The sequence below is a fragment of the Nonomuraea sp. 3N208 genome (assembly GCF_052245935.1).
Taxonomy (GTDB): Bacteria; Actinomycetota; Actinomycetes; order Streptosporangiales; family Streptosporangiaceae; genus Nonomuraea.
The window spans coordinates 30,500-47,541 of sequence record NZ_JBQQBR010000011.1 but is presented as its reverse complement, the minus strand read 5'-3'; the positions used below and the strand labels follow the sequence as shown (position 1 = coordinate 47,541).

Annotated in this window: 17 protein-coding genes; 9 read left to right on the top strand and 8 right to left on the bottom strand. The window is 71.8% G+C overall.

Annotated features, from left to right (window positions below; translation table 11 throughout):
- Positions 1-5 precede the first annotated feature (5 nt).
- The 3 genes from ACTWPT_RS18225 to ACTWPT_RS18215 all read right to left on the bottom strand — a co-directional run bounded on the left by ACTWPT_RS18225 (position 6) and on the right by ACTWPT_RS18215 (position 3,364).
- Entirely contained in the window at positions 6-668 is a 663-nt protein-coding gene (locus tag ACTWPT_RS18225) for a potassium channel family protein (RefSeq protein WP_443178587.1), read from the bottom strand.
- A complete protein-coding gene (locus ACTWPT_RS18220) occupies positions 661-2,010 on the bottom strand; it encodes a TrkH family potassium uptake protein (RefSeq protein WP_443178586.1) in 1,350 nt (449 codons plus the stop codon). The genes ACTWPT_RS18225 and ACTWPT_RS18220 overlap by 8 nt, the downstream gene beginning before the upstream one ends.
- A gap of 187 nt (positions 2,011-2,197) precedes the next feature.
- On the bottom strand, positions 2,198-3,364 hold the full coding sequence (locus tag ACTWPT_RS18215; protein WP_443178585.1) for an epoxide hydrolase family protein: 1,167 nt from the start codon (positions 3,362-3,364) through the stop codon (positions 2,198-2,200).
- A gap of 63 nt (positions 3,365-3,427) precedes the next feature.
- On the opposite strand from ACTWPT_RS18215, the gene ACTWPT_RS18210 reads away from it, so the two are divergent.
- Together ACTWPT_RS18210 and ACTWPT_RS18205 are read left to right on the top strand one after the other, a co-directional pair.
- Entirely contained in the window at positions 3,428-4,384 is a 957-nt protein-coding gene (locus ACTWPT_RS18210) for a helix-turn-helix transcriptional regulator (RefSeq protein ID WP_443178584.1), read from the top strand.
- A complete protein-coding gene (locus ACTWPT_RS18205; RefSeq protein ID WP_443178583.1) occupies positions 4,381-4,554 on the top strand; it encodes a hypothetical protein in 174 nt (57 codons plus the stop codon). The genes ACTWPT_RS18210 and ACTWPT_RS18205 overlap by 4 nt, the downstream gene beginning before the upstream one ends.
- Here ACTWPT_RS18205 and ACTWPT_RS18200 read toward each other — a convergent pair.
- Positions 4,533-5,075 carry an RNA 2'-phosphotransferase gene (locus ACTWPT_RS18200; protein WP_443178582.1) on the bottom strand — a complete coding sequence of 181 codons (543 nt, stop codon included), beginning with the start codon at positions 5,073-5,075 and terminating at the stop codon, positions 4,533-4,535. The two genes, ACTWPT_RS18205 and ACTWPT_RS18200, sit on opposite strands and share 22 nt — an antisense overlap.
- 233 nt (positions 5,076-5,308) lie before the next feature.
- Here ACTWPT_RS18200 and ACTWPT_RS18195 point away from each other — a divergent pair, with 233 nt between their 5' ends.
- From ACTWPT_RS18195 to ACTWPT_RS18165, 7 genes are all read left to right on the top strand, one after another.
- Positions 5,309-6,679, top strand: coding sequence for an alpha/beta hydrolase (locus tag ACTWPT_RS18195; RefSeq protein WP_443178581.1), 1,371 nt, complete (start codon positions 5,309-5,311; stop codon positions 6,677-6,679).
- Positions 6,680-6,806: 127 nt separating this feature from the next.
- Positions 6,807-9,557 (top strand): Na+/H+ antiporter subunit A, encoded by a 2,751-nt coding sequence (locus ACTWPT_RS18190; RefSeq protein ID WP_443178580.1) that lies wholly within the window; start codon positions 6,807-6,809, stop codon positions 9,555-9,557.
- Complete coding sequence (locus tag ACTWPT_RS18185) at positions 9,554-10,366, top strand: Na(+)/H(+) antiporter subunit C (protein WP_443178579.1); 813 nt, start codon at positions 9,554-9,556, stop codon at positions 10,364-10,366. The genes ACTWPT_RS18190 and ACTWPT_RS18185 overlap by 4 nt, the downstream gene beginning before the upstream one ends.
- Positions 10,366-11,916, top strand: a complete 1,551-nt coding sequence (locus ACTWPT_RS18180; protein WP_443178791.1) for a Na+/H+ antiporter subunit D — start codon at positions 10,366-10,368, stop codon at positions 11,914-11,916. Before ACTWPT_RS18185 ends, ACTWPT_RS18180 begins: the two co-directional genes overlap by 1 nt.
- The gene (locus ACTWPT_RS18175; protein WP_443178578.1) at positions 11,913-12,416 is read left to right on the top strand and encodes a Na+/H+ antiporter subunit E; all 504 of its coding nucleotides are present in this window, start codon (positions 11,913-11,915) and stop codon (positions 12,414-12,416) included. The genes ACTWPT_RS18180 and ACTWPT_RS18175 overlap by 4 nt, the downstream gene beginning before the upstream one ends.
- A complete protein-coding gene (locus ACTWPT_RS18170; protein WP_443178577.1) occupies positions 12,413-12,673 on the top strand; it encodes a monovalent cation/H+ antiporter complex subunit F in 261 nt (86 codons plus the stop codon). Before ACTWPT_RS18175 ends, ACTWPT_RS18170 begins: the two co-directional genes overlap by 4 nt.
- Complete coding sequence (locus tag ACTWPT_RS18165; RefSeq protein ID WP_443178576.1) at positions 12,670-13,023, top strand: cation:proton antiporter; 354 nt, start codon at positions 12,670-12,672, stop codon at positions 13,021-13,023. The genes ACTWPT_RS18170 and ACTWPT_RS18165 overlap by 4 nt, the downstream gene beginning before the upstream one ends.
- On the opposite strand, the gene ACTWPT_RS18160 is transcribed toward ACTWPT_RS18165, so the two are convergent.
- The 4 genes from ACTWPT_RS18160 to ACTWPT_RS18145 are packed head-to-tail and all read right to left on the bottom strand — an operon-like array spanning position 12,945 to position 17,018.
- On the bottom strand, positions 12,945-13,472 hold the full coding sequence (locus tag ACTWPT_RS18160) for a DUF6328 family protein (RefSeq protein ID WP_443178575.1): 528 nt from the start codon (positions 13,470-13,472) through the stop codon (positions 12,945-12,947). The genes ACTWPT_RS18165 and ACTWPT_RS18160 overlap by 79 nt on opposite strands.
- A 50-nt stretch (positions 13,473-13,522) precedes the next feature.
- Complete coding sequence (locus ACTWPT_RS18155; protein WP_443178574.1) at positions 13,523-15,553, bottom strand: xanthine dehydrogenase family protein molybdopterin-binding subunit; 2,031 nt, start codon at positions 15,551-15,553, stop codon at positions 13,523-13,525.
- A complete protein-coding gene (locus tag ACTWPT_RS18150) occupies positions 15,550-16,521 on the bottom strand; it encodes an FAD binding domain-containing protein (RefSeq protein ID WP_443178573.1) in 972 nt (323 codons plus the stop codon). Before ACTWPT_RS18150 ends, ACTWPT_RS18155 begins: the two co-directional genes overlap by 4 nt.
- On the bottom strand, positions 16,518-17,018 hold the full coding sequence (locus tag ACTWPT_RS18145; RefSeq protein WP_443178572.1) for a (2Fe-2S)-binding protein: 501 nt from the start codon (positions 17,016-17,018) through the stop codon (positions 16,518-16,520). Before ACTWPT_RS18145 ends, ACTWPT_RS18150 begins: the two co-directional genes overlap by 4 nt.
- Between the last annotated feature and the right edge of the window lie 24 nt (positions 17,019-17,042).

The window sequence follows — 17,042 nt, the reverse complement described above, 5'->3', positions numbered from 1 at the left end:
TCCCCTCAGGGCAGTTCCGCGAAGCGCTCGACCTGCTCGGTACGCCCGGAGACCAGGATGACGTCGCCGTAGGACAGCTCGGTCTCGGCGTCGGCGTAGGTGAACTCCTCGCCCGGCGCCTTGACCGCGACGATCGTGACGCCGTACTTGCGGCGCAGGTTCGAACGCCCGAGTGGCACGCCGACGTAATCCTTGGGCGGTTTGGTCTTGGCCAGCGCGAAGTTCTCGTCCACCTGCATGTAGTCGAGCATGCGCCCGCTGACCAGGTGGGCGACCCGCTCGCCCATGTCGTGCTCGGGGAAGACGACGTGGTGGGCGCCGATGCGGCTCAGGATGCGGCCGTGCTGGGTGCTGATCGCCTTGGCCCAGATGTCGTTGATCTCCAGCTCGGCCAGCAGCGACGTGGCCAGGATGCTGGCCTCGATGTCGCTGCCGATGGCCACCACCGCCCGGTAGAAGTCCGCCACGCCCAGCTGGCGCAGGGCCTCCATGTCGGTGGCGTCCGCGGTCGCGATCTGGGTGATCTGCCCCGCCAGCGTCTGGGTGATCTTGGGCCTGTGGTCGATGGCCAGGACCTCGGTGCCACGCCGGGTCAGCTCCAGCGCCAGCGACGACCCGAACCGGCCCAGCCCGATGACCACCACCGGGTTGCTTGTTTGCTCAGCCAACGATGACACGCTCCTCCGGTAGTTCGTAGTGTCGGGCGCGCCTGTTGAGCGCCAGCGCGGACCCGAGCGTGAGCGGGCCGATCCTGCCGATGAACATCAGCACGGTCAGCAACACGTGCCCGGCAGGGCCCAGGCTAGCCGTGATACCCGTGGACAAACCGACCGTGCCGAATGCCGAGACCGCCTCGAACAGCACCTGGTCCAGCCCATGCGGGGTCATCGCGAGCAGAATGTAGGTGGAGAAGGCCACGAGCATGAGTCCCAGCACGGTGATCGTGATGACCTGCCGCTGCGTCGCCTCCGGCAGGCGCCGGTGGCCGATGTTGACCCGGCTCTCGCCGCGCAGCTCGGCCCAGATGATGAAGGCGAGCATCCCGAACGTGGTCACCTTGATGCCGCCGGCGGTGCCCGCGCTGCCGCCGCCGATGAACATCAGCAGGTCGGTGGTCAGCCAGCTCGACGGGTACATCTGCGAGATGTCCAGGCTGTTGAACCCGGCCGAGCGCGGCATGACCGCGGTGAAGAACGCGGCCAGCAGCTTGCCCGAGTCGTCGAGCGCCCCCAGGGTCTTGGGGTTGCGCCATTCGGTGACCAGGAAGACCAGGGTGCCGGCCACCAGCAGGATCACGGTCACCACCACGGTGACCCTGGTCACCACCGTCCACTTGCGCGGCCGCCGCCAGTGGCGGGCCAGCTCGAAGACCACCGGGAAGCCGAGACCCCCGACGATGGCCGCCGTCGCGATGGTGAGGCAGATCCACGGGTCGGTGACGAAGCGCATGAGGCTGTCGGGCCAGAGCGCGAATCCGGCGCTGTTGAACGCCATGACCGCGTGGAAACCGCCCAGGTAGAGTGCCCGTCCGAACGACTCGCCGTACCCGATGAGGAAACGCCCGGTGAGCACGGTGGCGGCGATCGCCTCGCACACCAGGCTGAACACGACCAGCTTGAGCACGAGCCGGCGCACGTCGCTCATGCTCAGCGTCTTGATCTCCGCCTGGGCCGCGATCGTGGCCCGCAGTCCCAGACGCCCCGAGACGAGCAGGGTGAAGAGCGTGGCCATCGTCATGATGCCCAGACCGCCCACGTGGGCCAGCCCGGCGATGACCACTTCACCGAACACCGACCAGTGCGCCTCGGTGTCGACCACCGCCAGCCCGGTCACGCACACGGCGGAGGCCGCCGTGAACAAGGCCGTCACCCAGCCGGCCGATTCGCCGGTCGTGGTGGCGATGGGCAAGGACAGCAGGGCCGTGCCGACGCTGATGGCCAAGCCGAAGCCGGTGGCCACGACCTGGGCCGGGTGCTGGAACCGCGCTAAGAACGGCGCTGTCGCGGCCATCATCGATCCCCGCCGTGGTCAACGTCCCGCATGGTGAAGCGTCCTCCGAGAGCACAGCCGACAGTCCGAGCCGACCAGACTTCCCGGCACTCCGCGCGCACTACCGTAACAGCCCCGGGATCTCCTCACGCCCGCTGGGCGGCGCAAGGCCCGGCCTCGCGTGCCGGGCCTTCGGGGGGAGCGGCGCTCAGGCGAGCGACCGGAAGAAGTCCCGCACGTCGTTGATCAGCTCGCCGGGCGTCTCCAGGGCGGCGAAGTGGCCGCCGTGATCGAACTCCGACCACCGCACCACGTTGTGCACCTGCTCGGCCAGCGGCCGCACGGAGTAGTCGGTCGGGAACACGGCCGCCGCCGTCGGCACGGTCCCGCGCTCCACCGGCCCCCACGCGCTGACGTCGTTGAACCGCTCGAAGTACGTGTGCGCCGACGACCCCGCCGTCTCGGTGAACCAGTAGATGCTCACATCAGTGAGGATCCGGTCCCGGTCCACGGCGTCCTCGGGCAGCTTGGCCGCAGGGTCGGTCCAGTCCTTGAACTTCTCCACGATCCAGGCCAGTTGCCCGGCGGGGGAGTCGTGCAGGGAGGCCGCGATGGTCTGCGGGCGGGTGCCGTGCACCTGCAGGTACGCCCCCAGCTTCCGCTGCCACTCTTCCATCCCGGCCAGCCGCCCCTGCTCGGCCTCCGTCAGCGAGCCCATGACCGCCGGGTCGCCGGTCGGGAACGTGAGCAGGCCGTTGACGTGCACGCCGATGACGCTGTCCGGGGCCAGCCGGCCCATCAGCGGCGCGATGAAGGCGCCGACGTCGCCGCCCTGGACGCCGTACCGGTCGTGGCCGAGCCTGGCCATCAGCTCGACCAGCGCGGCGGCGGTGCGGCCGTCCGTCCAGCCGGTCTCGCGCAGCGGGCCGGAGAAGCCGTAGCCGGGCAGCGACGGGATCACCAGGTGGAAGGCGTCGGCGGCGGCGCCGCCGTGCGTGACCGGGTCGGTGAGCGGGCCGATGAGGTCGAGGAACTCGACGACCGAGCCCGGCCAGCCGTGCAGCAGCAGGAGCGGGGTGGCCTCAGGCTCTGCCGAGCGGACGTGGAGAAAGTGCACGTCCGCGCCGTCGATCGTGGTCATGAACTGGGGGTACGCGTTCAGCGCCGCCTCCTGAGCGCGCCAGTCGAAGCCGTCCGCCCAGTAGTCGGCCAGGTCGCGCAGGTAGCTCGTGGGCACGCCGCGCTCCCAGCCGGCGCCGGGCAGCTCGGGGGCCCAGCGCGTACGCCGGAGCCGGTCGTGGAGATCGTCGATGGCGGCCTGCGGGATCTCGACGCGATACGGCGTGACCTGGGGGGTGATGTCGCTGTTCGTCATGTCTTCGACGGTAGGAGGAATTGGTGACAGGTTCTGGCACCAATGCGGGGCAGAATGAGACTCATGTTGGAGACCTCGGCCCGGCTGCTCCGCCTTCTGTCCCTCCTGCAGTCCCGCGCCGACTGGACGGGCGCCGAGCTGGCCGGACGACTCGAGGTCGGGCTGCGTACCGTGCGGCGCGACATCGACCGGCTGCGCGACCTCGGCTACCCGGTGGACGCCACCCCCGGCGTGGCCGGCGGTTACCGGCTCGGTGTGGGCGCCGCCCTGCCGCCGCTGCTCCTGGACGACGAGGAGGCCGTGGCCGTGGCGATCAGCCTGCGTACCGCCGCCACCGGCAACGTGGCCGGCCTGGAAGAGGGCTCACTGAGGGCGCTGGCCAAGCTGCAGCAGGTGCTGCCGTCGCGGCTGCGGCACCGGGTGAGCGCGTTCCAGGCCGCCACGGTGCCGCTGGCCGGCGCGGCCGCCCCGGCCGTGAGCGCCGACCTGCTGACCGCCCTCGCCGCCGCCTGCCGCGACCAGCGCCGGCTCCGGCTGCGGTATCAGGGTCGGGCGGGCGTCTCTTCGCGAGAGGTGGAGCCGCACCGCCTGGTCCACACGCCGCGCCGCTGGTATCTGCTGGCCTGGGACGTGGGCAAGGGGGAGTGGCGGACGTTCCGGGTGGACCGCATCCAGGCGCCGCTGGGGACGCCGGGGGCCCGGTTCACGCCGCGCACGCCGCCGCAGGAGGACGTGGCCGCGTACGTGTCGCGGGCCATTAGCTCCGCGCCGTACCGCTACCAGGCCCGCATCCTCTTCCACGCGCCTCTGGAGTCGGTCGCGCCGCAGACCTCGGCGGGCGCGGGGCGGCTGGAGGCGGTGGATGCGAACACGTGTCTGTACGTCACCGGCTCCAACTCCCTCGACGAACTGGCGATCTACATCGCGGTCAAGGGCTTCGACTTCGAGGTCCTCGACCCGCCGGAGCTGGTGCCGGTCCTCCGCGAGGTCTCCGACCGGCTCCGCCGCGCCGCCGGATGAAACCTGCGGCACGGTTGGGGCATGTCCGACGAGACGGCTTCGACATCGTGGTGCGGGGGAACGTCGCCAAGTTCGGCCAGAACGCCGGCCTCGGCGCGTTCCTGCTCGGCACGTCGAACCGTGTCCTGGTGGAGGCCCGTGACGTGCTTCAGGACGGGAAGCGCAGGTAACCGGGCGGCACGTGATCGACCAGCCACACCCCGTTCGCGCTGCGCCGGAACACGTGCCCGTCCGCGTGCATCTTCCCGGCCCCTACCACGAGCACGACCGGGATGCCCCGCCGCGCCCCCACCCGCGTCGCCGTCTCCCGGTCGGGCGACAGGTGCACGTGATGGCGGCTCATCGGCCGCAGCCCCTCGCTCTTGATCGCTTCCACGAACCGCGCCACGGTCCCGTGATAGAGCACCTCGGGCGGCTCGACGGCGGGCAGGTCGAGATCCACTGGCACGGAATGCCCCTGGCTGGCCCGGATCCTGCCGTCCTCGATCGCGTACCGCCGCTTGTCGTTGCCGTCGACGACCTGCCACAACTCAGCCGCCGTGATCGGGAACCCGTGCTCGGCGGCGGCCCGCAGCAGCTCGTCGACCGGCACCCAGCCGTTGGCGTCGAGCGTGATGCCGATGCGTTGCGGATCGTGCCGCAGATGCCGGGCCAGATATTTTGAAACGCGTATCAAACGCCGCTCGTCCATCACCCGCCATGCTCCCGCGCCCGTCTGCTTCCCGTCACCTGATTTCCTCCACCAACCCGGCCCCGGTGACCGCGCAGATCCCGGACGCCATCGCCGTCGACGGCACGGAACACGAGATCGTCGCTGCTTGCAAGTGATCTATTCCAGCTTGCTTAAAGGGGCTCGCAAGAACTCCCCTTCACCTTTTGTTCATGCGACGCTCAATCAAAATCATTTCGCCCGCCATAGCAGGCTTGATCGCCGTTATCGGTCTCGCCGGTACGGCTCCGGCCGCCGCGGCCGGCAAGCCAGGCGGCTATTACGGTCAGCGCTTGAACTGGGCCTCCTGCGGCGACGGGTTCGAATGCGCGAAATTACGGGTGCCACTGGACTATTCGAATCCAGGTGGCAAGCAGATTAAGATCAGCATGATCCGGCTCCCGGCGACCGGGAAAAAGATCGGCTCGATCGTGCTGAATTTCGGTGGTCCCGGCGCCTCGGGAGTCGACCATCTCAAGATCGACAAGTCGGCCGTGTCGGCGGCCATCCGGCAACGTTTCGACGTGGTCAGCTTCGATCCGCGCGGCGTCGGCCGGTCCTCGCCCGTGCGCTGCCTGCCGCCGCTCGTCAGGGACGCCTATCACGCCGCCGACGGGACCCCCGACACCAAGGCGGAGATCAAGCAGGTCAAGCAGTGGGAGAAGACGTTCGCCAAGGGCTGCGAGGTCAACTCGGGCAAGCAGTTGCTCAAGCACGTGGGCACAGGCGAGGCGGCGCGGGACATGGACGTCATGCGTTCCGCGCTGGGCGAGGAGCGACTGACGTACTTCGGCTGGTCGTACGGCACCTACCTCGCCACCAGGTATGCCGACCTGTTCCCGACCAGGATCCGCGCCATGGTGCTCGACGGCGCCGAGGACCCGAGCCAGACCGGCGAGGAGTTCAGCCGGTCGCAGGCCGCCGGCTTCCAGGTGGCGGTGGTGTCGTTCCTGCGCGACTGCTTCAAGGCCAAGGATTGCCCGTTCAAGAAGCACACGGTCACCGCGGCGGACAAGCGGCTCCAGGCGCTGTTCAAGCGGGCCGACCGGGCGCCGCTGCGCAACACCTACGACGGAAGGCAGGTCACCGAGTCCCTGGTCGCCACTGCCGTGATGCAGGCGATGTACTCGAAGGCCTACTGGCCGTTCCTGCGCCAGGCGCTGGCCGCCGCGTTCAAGGGTGACGGCACGCTGTTGCTGAGGTTGGCCGACTCCTACACCGGCCGGCTGCCCGACGGCAGGTACAGCAACTTGCTGGAGGCGCACAGGGCCATCATGTGCGTCGACCACCCCGAGTCCGCCTGCCCGTACTGGCCGGTCAAGGGCACCAGGTTCACCAAGAAGGTGCGGGCCAAGGGGTCGCCGCCGATCGTGGTGGTGGGCACGACCCGCGACCCGGCGACGCCGTACCAGCTGGCCAAGAAGCTGGCCGGGCAGCTGGACAACGGGGTGCTGCTCACCAACGACGCCGACGGTCACCTCGCCTACGCCGGCGGCACGTCCTGCCTGGAGCGGCAGATCGACCACTACCTGATCACGGTCCGCGCACCGCGCCCCGGCGCCTGCGCCACCGCTGCTCAGACCTGACCTTCGCGTCCAGTCCTGGGACTGGTGACGTTCGGGTCAACCCCCGCCGTGCCTGCATTGCGGCGGGGGGTGACGCATGGAGATTGGGCGGACGTAGCCGGAAAAGTACGTCCCGCCTGAGGAGCCCATGGAGCCGCTGGAGTCGCTGCTCATCCTGCATGCGGTGGCGGCCGTCTGCGCTCCCTGGCTGGCCCGGCGCATGGGCCGCCGCTCCTTGGCGCTGCTGGCGCTCGCTCCGGCGGCCGCCTTCGGTTACACCCTGTGGCTCGTCCCCTCGGCGGCCTCCGGCCGCACCCCGGGGCAGGAGGCGCGCGGGCTGCCGGAGAGCCAGGGCACGAGCTGGGCGCTGGGCGTGGAGCTGTCGTTCCGGTTCGACGCGCTGGCCGTGGTGATGATGGCGCTGGTCACCGGCATCGGGGTGCTCGTGCTGGTGTACAGCGCCCGCTACTTCCCCGAGGGCGACGACGGGCTCGGGCGCTACGGCGCCGCCATGGTGGCCTTCGCCGGATCGATGCTCGGACTGGTGACGGCCGACGACCTGCTCCTCCTGTACGTGTTCTGGGAGCTGACCACCGTCTTCTCCTACCTGCTGATCGGGTACGACCCGGAGAGCCGGATGAGCCGCCAGGCGGCGATGAAGGCGCTGGCGGTCACCACGTTCGGCGGCCTGACCATGCTGGCCGGGCTCGTGCTCACCGGTCAGGCGGCGGGCACGTACCGGATCTCCGCGCTCACCCCGGGAGACATCGGCGCGGTCGCCGCCGTGCTGATCCTTACCGGGGCGCTGGCGAAGTCGGCGATCTTCCCGTTCAGCATGTGGCTGCCGGCCGCCATGGCCGCCCCCACCCCCGTATCGGCGTACCTGCACGCCGCCGCCATGGTGAAGGCAGGCGTGTACCTGGTGGCCAGGCTGGCTCCGGTGGCCGGCGACGTGCCGCTGTGGCGGGCGGTGGCGGTGCCGCTCGGCGTGCTCACGATGCTGCTGGGCGGCTGGCGGGCGCTGCGCGAGACGGATCTCAAACGGCTGCTGGCCTACGGCACGGTCAGCCAGCTGGGCTTCCTCGTGGTGCTCTTCGGCTCGGGCGCCGCGCTGGCGGGGGCGGCCATGCTGGCGGCGCACGGGCTGTTCAAGGCGGCGTTGTTCCTGGTGGTGGGCATCGTCGAGCACGCGGCGGGCAGCAGGGAGACCGGCGAGCTCAGCGGGGTGGGGCGGTCGATGCCGTGGGTGTGCGCGGTGGCGCTGCTGGCCGGGGCGTCGATGGCGGGGCTGCCGCCGCTGGCCGGCTTCGTGGGCAAGGAGGCCGCCCTGGAGGCGCTGCTGCGCGCGCCGCTCGTGCTGGCGGGTGTGGTGGCGGGGTCGGCGTTGACGGCGGCGTACACGCTGCGCTTCCTGTGGGGCGCGTTCGCCGCCAAGCCGGGCGTGGGGGAGCGGCCGGTGCACCCGGTGCCCGCGGCCATGTTCGCACCTCCGGCGTTGCTGGCGGTGCTGGGCCTGGTCCTGGGGCCGCTGGCGCCCCGGTTCGGCTCCTGGTACGGCGGCGGCCACCTGGCGCTGTGGAACGGGCACGCGACGCCGCTGCTGCTGTCGGCGGCGGCGCTCGCGGCGGGCGTGGCGCTGTTCCTGGCGAGGGAGCCGGTGGCCAGGGCGGGCGCGGCGCTGCACGTGTTCGACACCGGGCAGCTCTTCTGGGCGTTCATCCGCCGCCTGGACCGCTTCGCCCTCCAGCTCACCGGCCTGATCCAGCGCGGCTCCGTGCCCGACTACCTGATTCTGACGCTGCTGGCCACGGTCGGCGTCGGCGTGTTCTCCCTCCTGCACGGCGGCGTGTCCCGCCTGGACGTGCCGGTCATCGGCTGGCAGCGGCCCGAGCAGCCGATCGTGGCCGTCCTGACGATCGCGGCGGCGGCGCTGGCGCTGTTCGCCCGCGCGTACGTCTTCCTGGCCGTCGTGGTGGGCTTCACCGGGTACGGCACGGCGCTGCTGTTCCTCGCGCACGGCTCGCCCGACCTGGCGCTCACTCAGTTCCTGGCCGAGACGGTCAGCCTGGTCGTGTTCGCGCTGGTGCTGCGGCGGCTGCCGATCGAGCCGGTAAAGGGCCGGCTGCCGATGCCGTTCCGCGCGGCGATCGGGCTGGCCGTGGGCGTGGTGGCCACGGGCGCCGGCGTGCTGGCGATGGACGCGCGCAGCACGGAGCCGGTCGGCGCGCTGATGGCGGCGGCGGCGGAGCAGGCGGGCATGCGTAACGTCGTCAGCGCGCTGATCGTCGACATTCGCGCCTGGGACACCCTGGGCGAGAGCACGGTGCTGGTCGTGCTGACCCTGGGCGTGACGAGCATGGTGTTCCTGCGGCGCAGGGCGTACCGCATCGAGCCGGGGGAGCACCCGCCCGGCGAGCGCACGCACTGGCTGGCGGCCACGCTGCCGCCCGGGCAGCGGGTGATCGCGTTCGAGGTGACGGCCCGGCTGACGTTCCACACGGTGCTGGTGTTGTCGGTGTTCCTGCTGTTCATCGGGCACAGCGGGGTGGGCGGCGGGTTCGCGGGCGGCATCGTGGCCGGGCTGGCGATCATGGTGCGGTACCTGGCGGGCGGCCGCAACGAGCTGGCCACGGCGGTGCCAGTGCACGCGGGCGTGCTCATGGGGGTGGGGTTGACGCTGTCGGCGGGGACGGCGCTGGCCGGGCTGCTGTTCGGCCGGGCGGCTCTGGACATGCTCGACGCCGACGTGACCGTGCCGCTGATCGGGCACGTGCACGTGTCGACGGGGCTGCTGTTCGACCTCGGCGTTTACGTGTCGGTGATCGGCATGGTGCAGGACATCCTGCGCGGCCTGGGCGCCGAGCTGGACCGGCAGATCGACGCCGGGGAGAGCCCGTGACCGTGTCGCTGCTGCCGCTCGCGGCGTGCTGCGCGATGGTGGCGGCCGGGGTGACGCTGCTGCTCGAACGCAGCCTGGTACGGGTGCTGGCGGGCGTGATCATGCTGGGCAACGGGGTGAACCTGCTGATCGTGACCGCGGGCGGCGACGCCGGCGGCCCACCCTTCACCGGGACACAGGGGATGGCCGACCCGCTGCCGCAGGCCATGGTGCTGACCGCCATCGTGATCACCCTGGGTGTGACGGCGTTCCTGCTGGCCCTGGTGCACCGCTCGTGGCAGCTCACCGGCAGCGACGAGGTCCAGGACGACACCGAGGACCGGCGAGTGCGGCTGCGGGCCCGGCGCGGCGAGCTGAGCGACGCCGTGCGCCGCAGGCAGGACGCCTACCGGCGGCTGGTCGCCGAGCAGCGGGCCGAGCTGGCGCACCTGGAGGCCGAGCAGGCCGAGCGGGAGCGCTTGGAGGAGGCCGATCTGGAGCGGCGGATCTCCCGGGTGCACTCGGAGCTGGAGCGCTGGATGCGCGAGCACCGGGAGCTGGGGGTGTCGGAGGAGGAGATCCAGGGCCGCCTGGAGGCGGCCGGGCAGCGCGAGGAGGCCGCCGCCACGGACAACGTGCTGCGCATCGAGGAGCTGCGCGAGGAGCACGCGCGCCGGCGCGAGGCGCAGGCGGCCAGGGAGCGGGAGCTGCGCCGCAGGCTCAGGACCCGCCAGCGGGAGGCGCTCAGGCAGATGCGGGCGGCCATCAGGGACGAGCGGACGCGCCAGGCCCTCGCGCAGGACCCGGAGCTGAAGGGCGAGGACTCGTGATCGAGAGCCTCGTCTGCGTGCCCGTGGTACTGCCGCTGCTGGCGGCCGGGGTGAAGCTGGCGATCGGCGGCCGGCTGCGGCACCTGCAGTCGGTCATCAGCATCGTCACGCTCGGCGTGTCGCTCGTGGTGTCGGCGCTGCTGCTCGTGGCGGTGGACGGGGGCGGCCCACTGGTCACAGAGCTGGGCGGCTGGCCGTCGCCGGTCGGGATCTGCCTGGTGGCCGACCGGCTCTCGACGCTGCTGCTGCTGGTGTCGTCGGCCGTGACGCTGTGCGTGATGGTGTACTCGGTGGCCAACGCCTACGACGTGCAGGAGCACGAGGCGCCCATGGCGATCTTCCATCCGGCGTTCCTGGTGATGGTGGCGGGGGTGGCCGACGCGTTCCTGTCGGGGGACCTGTTCAACCTGTTCGTGGCCTACGAGCTGCTGCTGAGCGGCTCGTACGTGCTGCTTACGTTCGGCGGCACCGAGTCCAGGATCCGGGCGGGCGCCACGTACACGCTGATGGCGCTGGCCTCGTCGATGTTGTTCCTCATCGCGCTGGCGATCACGTACGCGGCCACGGGGACGCTGTCGATGGCGCAGCTCGCCCTGCGGTTCACCACGCTGCCCGAGCAGGTGAAGCTGCTGGTGGAGCTCATGCTGCTGCTGGTGTTCGCGATCAAGGCGGCGATGTTCCCCATATCGGCGTGGCTGCCGGACTCCTACCCGACCGCGCCCGCCCCCGCCACGGCCGTGTTCGCCGGGCTGCTCACCAAGGTCGGCGTGTACTCGCTCATCAGGCTGGAGGCGCTGCTGTTCCCCGGCGGGCCGGTCTCGACGCTGCTGATGTGGGTGGCGCTGGCCACGATGCTGACGGGGGTGCTCGGCGCGGTCGCCCAGACCGACATCAAACGGATGTTGTCCTTCACGCTGGTCAGCCACATCGGGTACATGGTGTTCGGGGTGGCGCTGGCCACGGTGGCGGGCATGGCGGGCGCGATCTTTTACGTGGTGCACCACATCACCGTCCAGACCGGGCTGTTCCTGGTGACCGGGCTGATCGAGCGGCGTACCGGCACCACCTCCGTGACCGGGCTCGGCGGACTGATGAAGACCGCGCCGCTGATCGCCGTGTTGTTCTTCGTGCCCGCCATGAACCTGTCCGGCATCCCTCCGATGTCGGGCTTCCTGGGCAAGCTCATGCTGGTGCAGGCAGGCCTGGCCGTCGGCGGGCCACTGCCCGTCGTGCTGGTGACCGCGGGGCTGGCGACGAGCCTGCTCACCCTGTACGCGGTCGCCAAGACGTGGGGCAAGGCGTTCTGGCGCGCCCCACGCGAGGTCAGGACGGGCACTGTGGTGGAGAGCGAGGAGGTCACCGGCCAGGAGCCGACGGTGACCACGACCACGCTGCCCCTAGCGCTGTCCGCGCCGGTGGCGGCGCTGGTGGCGCTCGGGCTGTCGTACACGGTGCTGGCCGGGCCGCTGTCGGCGCTGGCGCAGCGGGCGGCGGGCGAGCTGATGGCGCGCGGGCCCTACATCGAGGCCGTGCTGGGGAGGGACCGGTGAGCCCGCGGCTGTGGCTGATCGCCTGGCTGGCGCTGATCTGGGTGACCCTGTGGGGCGACCTGTCGATCGGGAACGTGCTGGGCGGGGTGGCGGCCGCGCTCGTGGTGACGTGGCTGCTGCCGCTGCCCATGCTCGACCCGGGCATCAGGATCCGCCCGGTGGCGCTGGTGCGCTTCCTGGTGTGGTTCGGCTGGGACATGGTGGTCTCGACCGCGCGGGTGGTGATCTGGGTGTTCCGGCCGGGGCCGCCGCCGACGCAGCTCGTGCGCGTGGAGCTGCGGACGTCGTCGGAGTCCATGATCGTGGTGATCATGGCGGCACTGGCGAACGTGCCCGGCAGCCTCGTCGTGGAGGCGTACGTCGAGGAGCGGTGCCTGATGCTGCACATTCTGGGGCTGCCCGGCGACGCCGCCGAGGACGTGCGGGCGCATGTGGCCGCGCTCGAGTCGCGCATCGTGGCGGCGTTCGGCACCCGGCGGGATCGGGAGGAACTGGGATGACGCCGGTGTACGTGGTGACGCTCGTCCTGCTCGGCTGCGCGGCGGCGCTCACGCTCTACCGGGCGGCGCGCGGGCCGTCGATGCTGGACCGGGCGGTGGCGCTCGACACGATGACGGCGCTGGCGATGTGCGGGGTGGGGGCGTTCGCCGTGGCCACGGACGATTACGCGGACCTGCCGATCCTGCTGGTGCTGTCGCTGCTGGGGTTCGTCGGGTCGGTGTCGCTGGCCAGGTTCTTCTCCGGGAGGTCGCGGTGAGCCCGCTCGACGTGGCGGCCGCGGCCTGCCTGCTGCTCGGCGCGGGGCTGGCGCTGTCGGCCGGCGCCGGACTCGTACGGTTCCGCACCACCCTGGACCGCATGCACGCGGGCACGAAGCCGCAGGTGGCCGGGGTGCTGCTGGTGCTGCTCGCCATGTGGCTGCACCGGCCCACCTGGGCGACGGCCGGGCCGCTGCTCCTGGTGGGGGCCGCTCAGGTGATCACCGTGGCGGTCGCGGCGTACATGGTGGCGCGGGCCGCCTACACGCGTCAGTCGTCGCGGGACGACGGCACCGCGTTGCCGCCCGAGGACGGGGACGGCACGGCGTTGCCGCCTGAGGACGGCTGATCGTCGGACCGGTTGAGCGCCGCCTGGGCGAACCACGTCCACAGGGCCAGCGCGGCGATGACGCCGGCGGTGACCCAGGCCAGCGCAGGGCCGAAGAGGTAGTCGATCACGAGCATGGTGGCCGTGGTCATCGACACCGCCAGCGCGAGCGCGCCCAGGATGCCGTAGAGGTTGGAGCGGCGTACCAGCGTCTCCTTGCGGCCCTGCCGGAACAGCACCCGGTGCTGCGCGGTCGGCGCGATGTAGCAGATCGACGCGACGGCGGCGCTGACCAGCGCGACGTAGAACAACCATCGGTCGGCCAGGCTCAGCCGGGCGAACCCCGGTGAGAAGGGCACGGTCAGCAGGAACGCGAACAACACCTGCACGCCCGTCACCGCCACGCGCGCGCCCTGCAGCAGCTCCACGAAGTTGCGGTCCGCCCGCTCCGGCTCCGATTCCCGTCTCACCCGGCCTCCCGTCGTCTGCACGAGAGACCTCTCCTTCCCTCCAAGCCGGGTCAAAACCTTGGCATGAGGATCTTCGCCGGCGTAATGGGGAGGTCGCGGACGCGGTGGCCGGTGGCGTGGTGGACGGCGTTGCCGATGGCGGCCGCGGTGCCGACGATGCCGATCTCGCCGATGCCCTTGCTGCCCATCGGGTTGAGCCGCTCGTCCTGCTCCTCCAGCCAGACCGCCTCGATGCTCTCGACGTCGGCGCAGGCGGGGACGTGGTACTGCGCCAGGTCGCGCCGGAGGAAGCCGCCGAACTCCTCGTCAGTCTGCGTCTCCTCCATCAGCGCCATGCCCAGGCCCATCGTCATGCCGCCGATGAACTGCGACCTCGCCAGCTCGGCGTCCACGATGTGCCCGGCGGCGAACACGCCGAGCAGGCGTGACACGCGTACCTCGCCGGTCACCTCGCTGACCCGGACCTCGGCGAACTGGGCGCCGAAGGCGTGCCTGGCCAGCCGCGTGTCGGCGGCGATCTCCCCGGTGGTGTCGGCGCGGCCCTCCTTGCCGTCCTTCATCAGCTCCTCGCAGGCGCGCACGATGGCCGACCCCCACGAGGCCGTGCCCATGGAGCCGCCGGCGACCGGCGCGGCCGGCAGGTCGCTGTCGCCCAGCTCCACGTGCACGCGATCGGGGGCGACGCCGAGCCTCTCGGCCGCGATCCTGGTCAGCGCGGTACGCGCGCCGGTGCCGATGTCGGTGGCGGCCACCTGGATGAGGAAGTCGCCGTCCTGCACGGTGGCCAGGGCCTGCGACGGCATGCGCCTGGCCGGGTAGGTGGAGGCGGCCACGCCCGTCCCGACCAGCCACTCTCCTTTCCGCCGCACGCCCGGCGCCGGGTCGCGCCGGTCCCAGCCGAAGCGGCGGGCGCCCTCGCGCAGGCAGGCGACCAGGTTGCGGGAGCTGAAGGGCAGGCCGCTCTCCGGCTCGGTCTCGGGCTCGTTGCGGACGCGCAGCTCGACGGGGTCGAGGCCGGCGGCGTAGGCCAGCTCGTCCATGGCGGACTCGAGCGCGTACATGCCGGGGCACTCGCCGGGGGCGCGCATCCACGACGGGGTGGCCACGTCCAGCCGGACCAGCCGGTGCGCGGTCCGCAGCGCGGGCACGGCGTACATGACGCGGGCCGGGGTCGCGGTCTGCTCGGCGAACTCCACGAGCGTGGAGCTCTGCTCGTACGCGACGTGCTCCAGCGCCGTCAGCCGCCCGTCGGCGTCCGCGCCCAGGCGCAGCCGCTGGATCGTGGGCGTGCGATAGCCGGTGACGTCGAACATCTGCTGCCTGGTCAGCGCCACCTTGACCGGGCGGCCCACGGCCCTCGCGGCCAGGGCGGCGAGCACGGCGTGCGGCCGGGTGGTGCCCTTGCTGCCGAAGCCGCCGCCGACGTGCCTGGAGACGACGCGGACGCGGTTCGGCGGCAGGCCGAACGTCTTGGCGATCGTGTCCTGGTCGATGGACGCGCCCTGCGCCGAGTCGTAGACCAGCAGCCTGCCGTCGCCGGCCCACACGGCGAGCGCGGCGTGCGGCTCCATCGGGTTGTTGTGCAGGACCGGGGTCGTGTACGTCACGTCGATCGTGGTCGCGGCCTCGGCCAGGCCCGCCTCGACGTCGCCTTGCTCGGTGTCGGCCGGGTAGTCCGGGTTGACGACCTCCGGCCGGTAGAGGCCGGGGTGGTCGGCGCGCAGGCCGACGTCGTGGTCAGCGGGCTCGTACGCGACGCGCACGGCGTCGGCGGCGGCGCGGGCCTCCTCGTAGGTGCCGGCGACGGCGGCGGCGATCAACTGGCCCCGGTAGGCCACGTCGCGGCTCTGGAACAGGGCCAGCTCGGCGTCGGCGTCGTCGGCCAGCTCGGGTGGGTCCTCGACGGACAGCACGCCCAGCACGCCGGGCATGGCGAGGGCCCGGCTCACGTCCACGTGGGTGACGCGGCCCTTGGCGATGCGCGACTGCACGGGGTAGGCGTAGGTGACGCCCTCGACCGGGTATTCGGCGGCGTACGTGGCCAGCCCCGTGACCTTGACGCGGCCCTCGACGCGGTTCACGGCGTGAGCTCCTCGAGTGTGCTGACGATCAGGTTGCGTGCCAGCGGGACCTTGAAGGCGTTGCGCGGCAGCGGGCGGGCCTGGGCGAGCTCGGCCTCGGCGGCGGCCAGGAACGCCGCACCGGTGGCAGGGCCGCCGACGATCGCCTGCTCGGCGCGTTCGGCCCGCCAAGGCGCGTGGGCGACGCCGCCGAGCGCGATGCGGCAGCCGGCCACGATCCCGTCGGGGCCGACGTCGAGCACGGCGGCGATGGACACGAGGGCGAACGCGAACGACGCACGCTCGCGTACCTTGCGGTAGGCCGAGGCGCCGGGCGGCGGCGCGGGCAGCTCGACGGCGGTGATCAGGTCGCCGGGCTCCAGGACGGTGTCCCGCTCGGGCGCGTCGCCGGGCAGGCGGTGCAGGCCGGGCATCGGGATGACGCGGTCGCCGGCCGGCCCGGTGACGTGGACCTCGGCGTCCAGAGCGGCCAGCGCTACGGCCATGTCGGAGGGGTGGGTGGCCACGCAGCCGTCCGAGCGGCCGAGCACCGCCAGGTTCGCGTGGTCGCCCTCGATGGCGGGGCAGCCGGTGCCTGGCCGGCGCTTGTTGCACGGCCTGCTCACGTCCTGGAAGTACGCGCACCGGGTGCGCTGCAGCAGGTTGCCGGCCACCGTCGCCATGTTGCGTACCTGGCCGGAGGCGCCGCTGAGCACCGCGCGGGCGAGCATCGGATAACGGGCGCGGACGAGCGGGTCGGCCGCCAGATCGCTGTTGCGTACCGCGGCGCCGATCCGCAGCCGGTCGCGGACCTGCTCGATCGCGTCGAGCGGCAGGCGGCTGACGTCCACGAGGCGGTCGGGCTCGGCCACGCCGAGACGCATGAGGTCGACCAGGTTGGTGCCGCCGCCCAGGTACATGGCGCCCGGCTGGAACCGGCGCACCGCATCCGACGGGCTGCCGGCGCGGGCGTACTCGAAGGACTTCACCGCGCCGCCCCTGTGACCGTGCTGGAGATCGCACTGACGATGTTCACGTACGCGCCGCACCGGCACAGATTGCCGCTCATCCGCTCCCTGATCTCCGCGGGCGTCAGATCGGGGTCGACCAGGACGTCGTCGGTGACGGCGCTCGGCCCGGGCTCGCCGAGCATGCCGGTCGCCGAGCAGAGCTGCCCCGGCGTGCAGTAGCCGCACTGGAACGCGTCGTGCTCGATGAACGCCGCCTGCAGCGGATGCAGCTCGTCCCCGTGGGCCAGGCCCTCGACGGTGGTGATCTCCGAGCCCTCCACCGCGACCGCGAGCGCCAGGCACGCGTTGGCCCGCCGCCCGTCGATCAGCACCGTGCAGGCCCCGCACTGGCCGTGGTCGCACCCTTTCTTCGCGCCGATCAGCCCCAGCCGTTCGCGCAGCAGGTCGAGCAGCGACATCCGGGGGTCCACGTCTACCGCGCGCGGGACGCCGTTGACCTGAAGGGTGATGTTCATGGCGCTTCGCCTACCCGGCCTCCT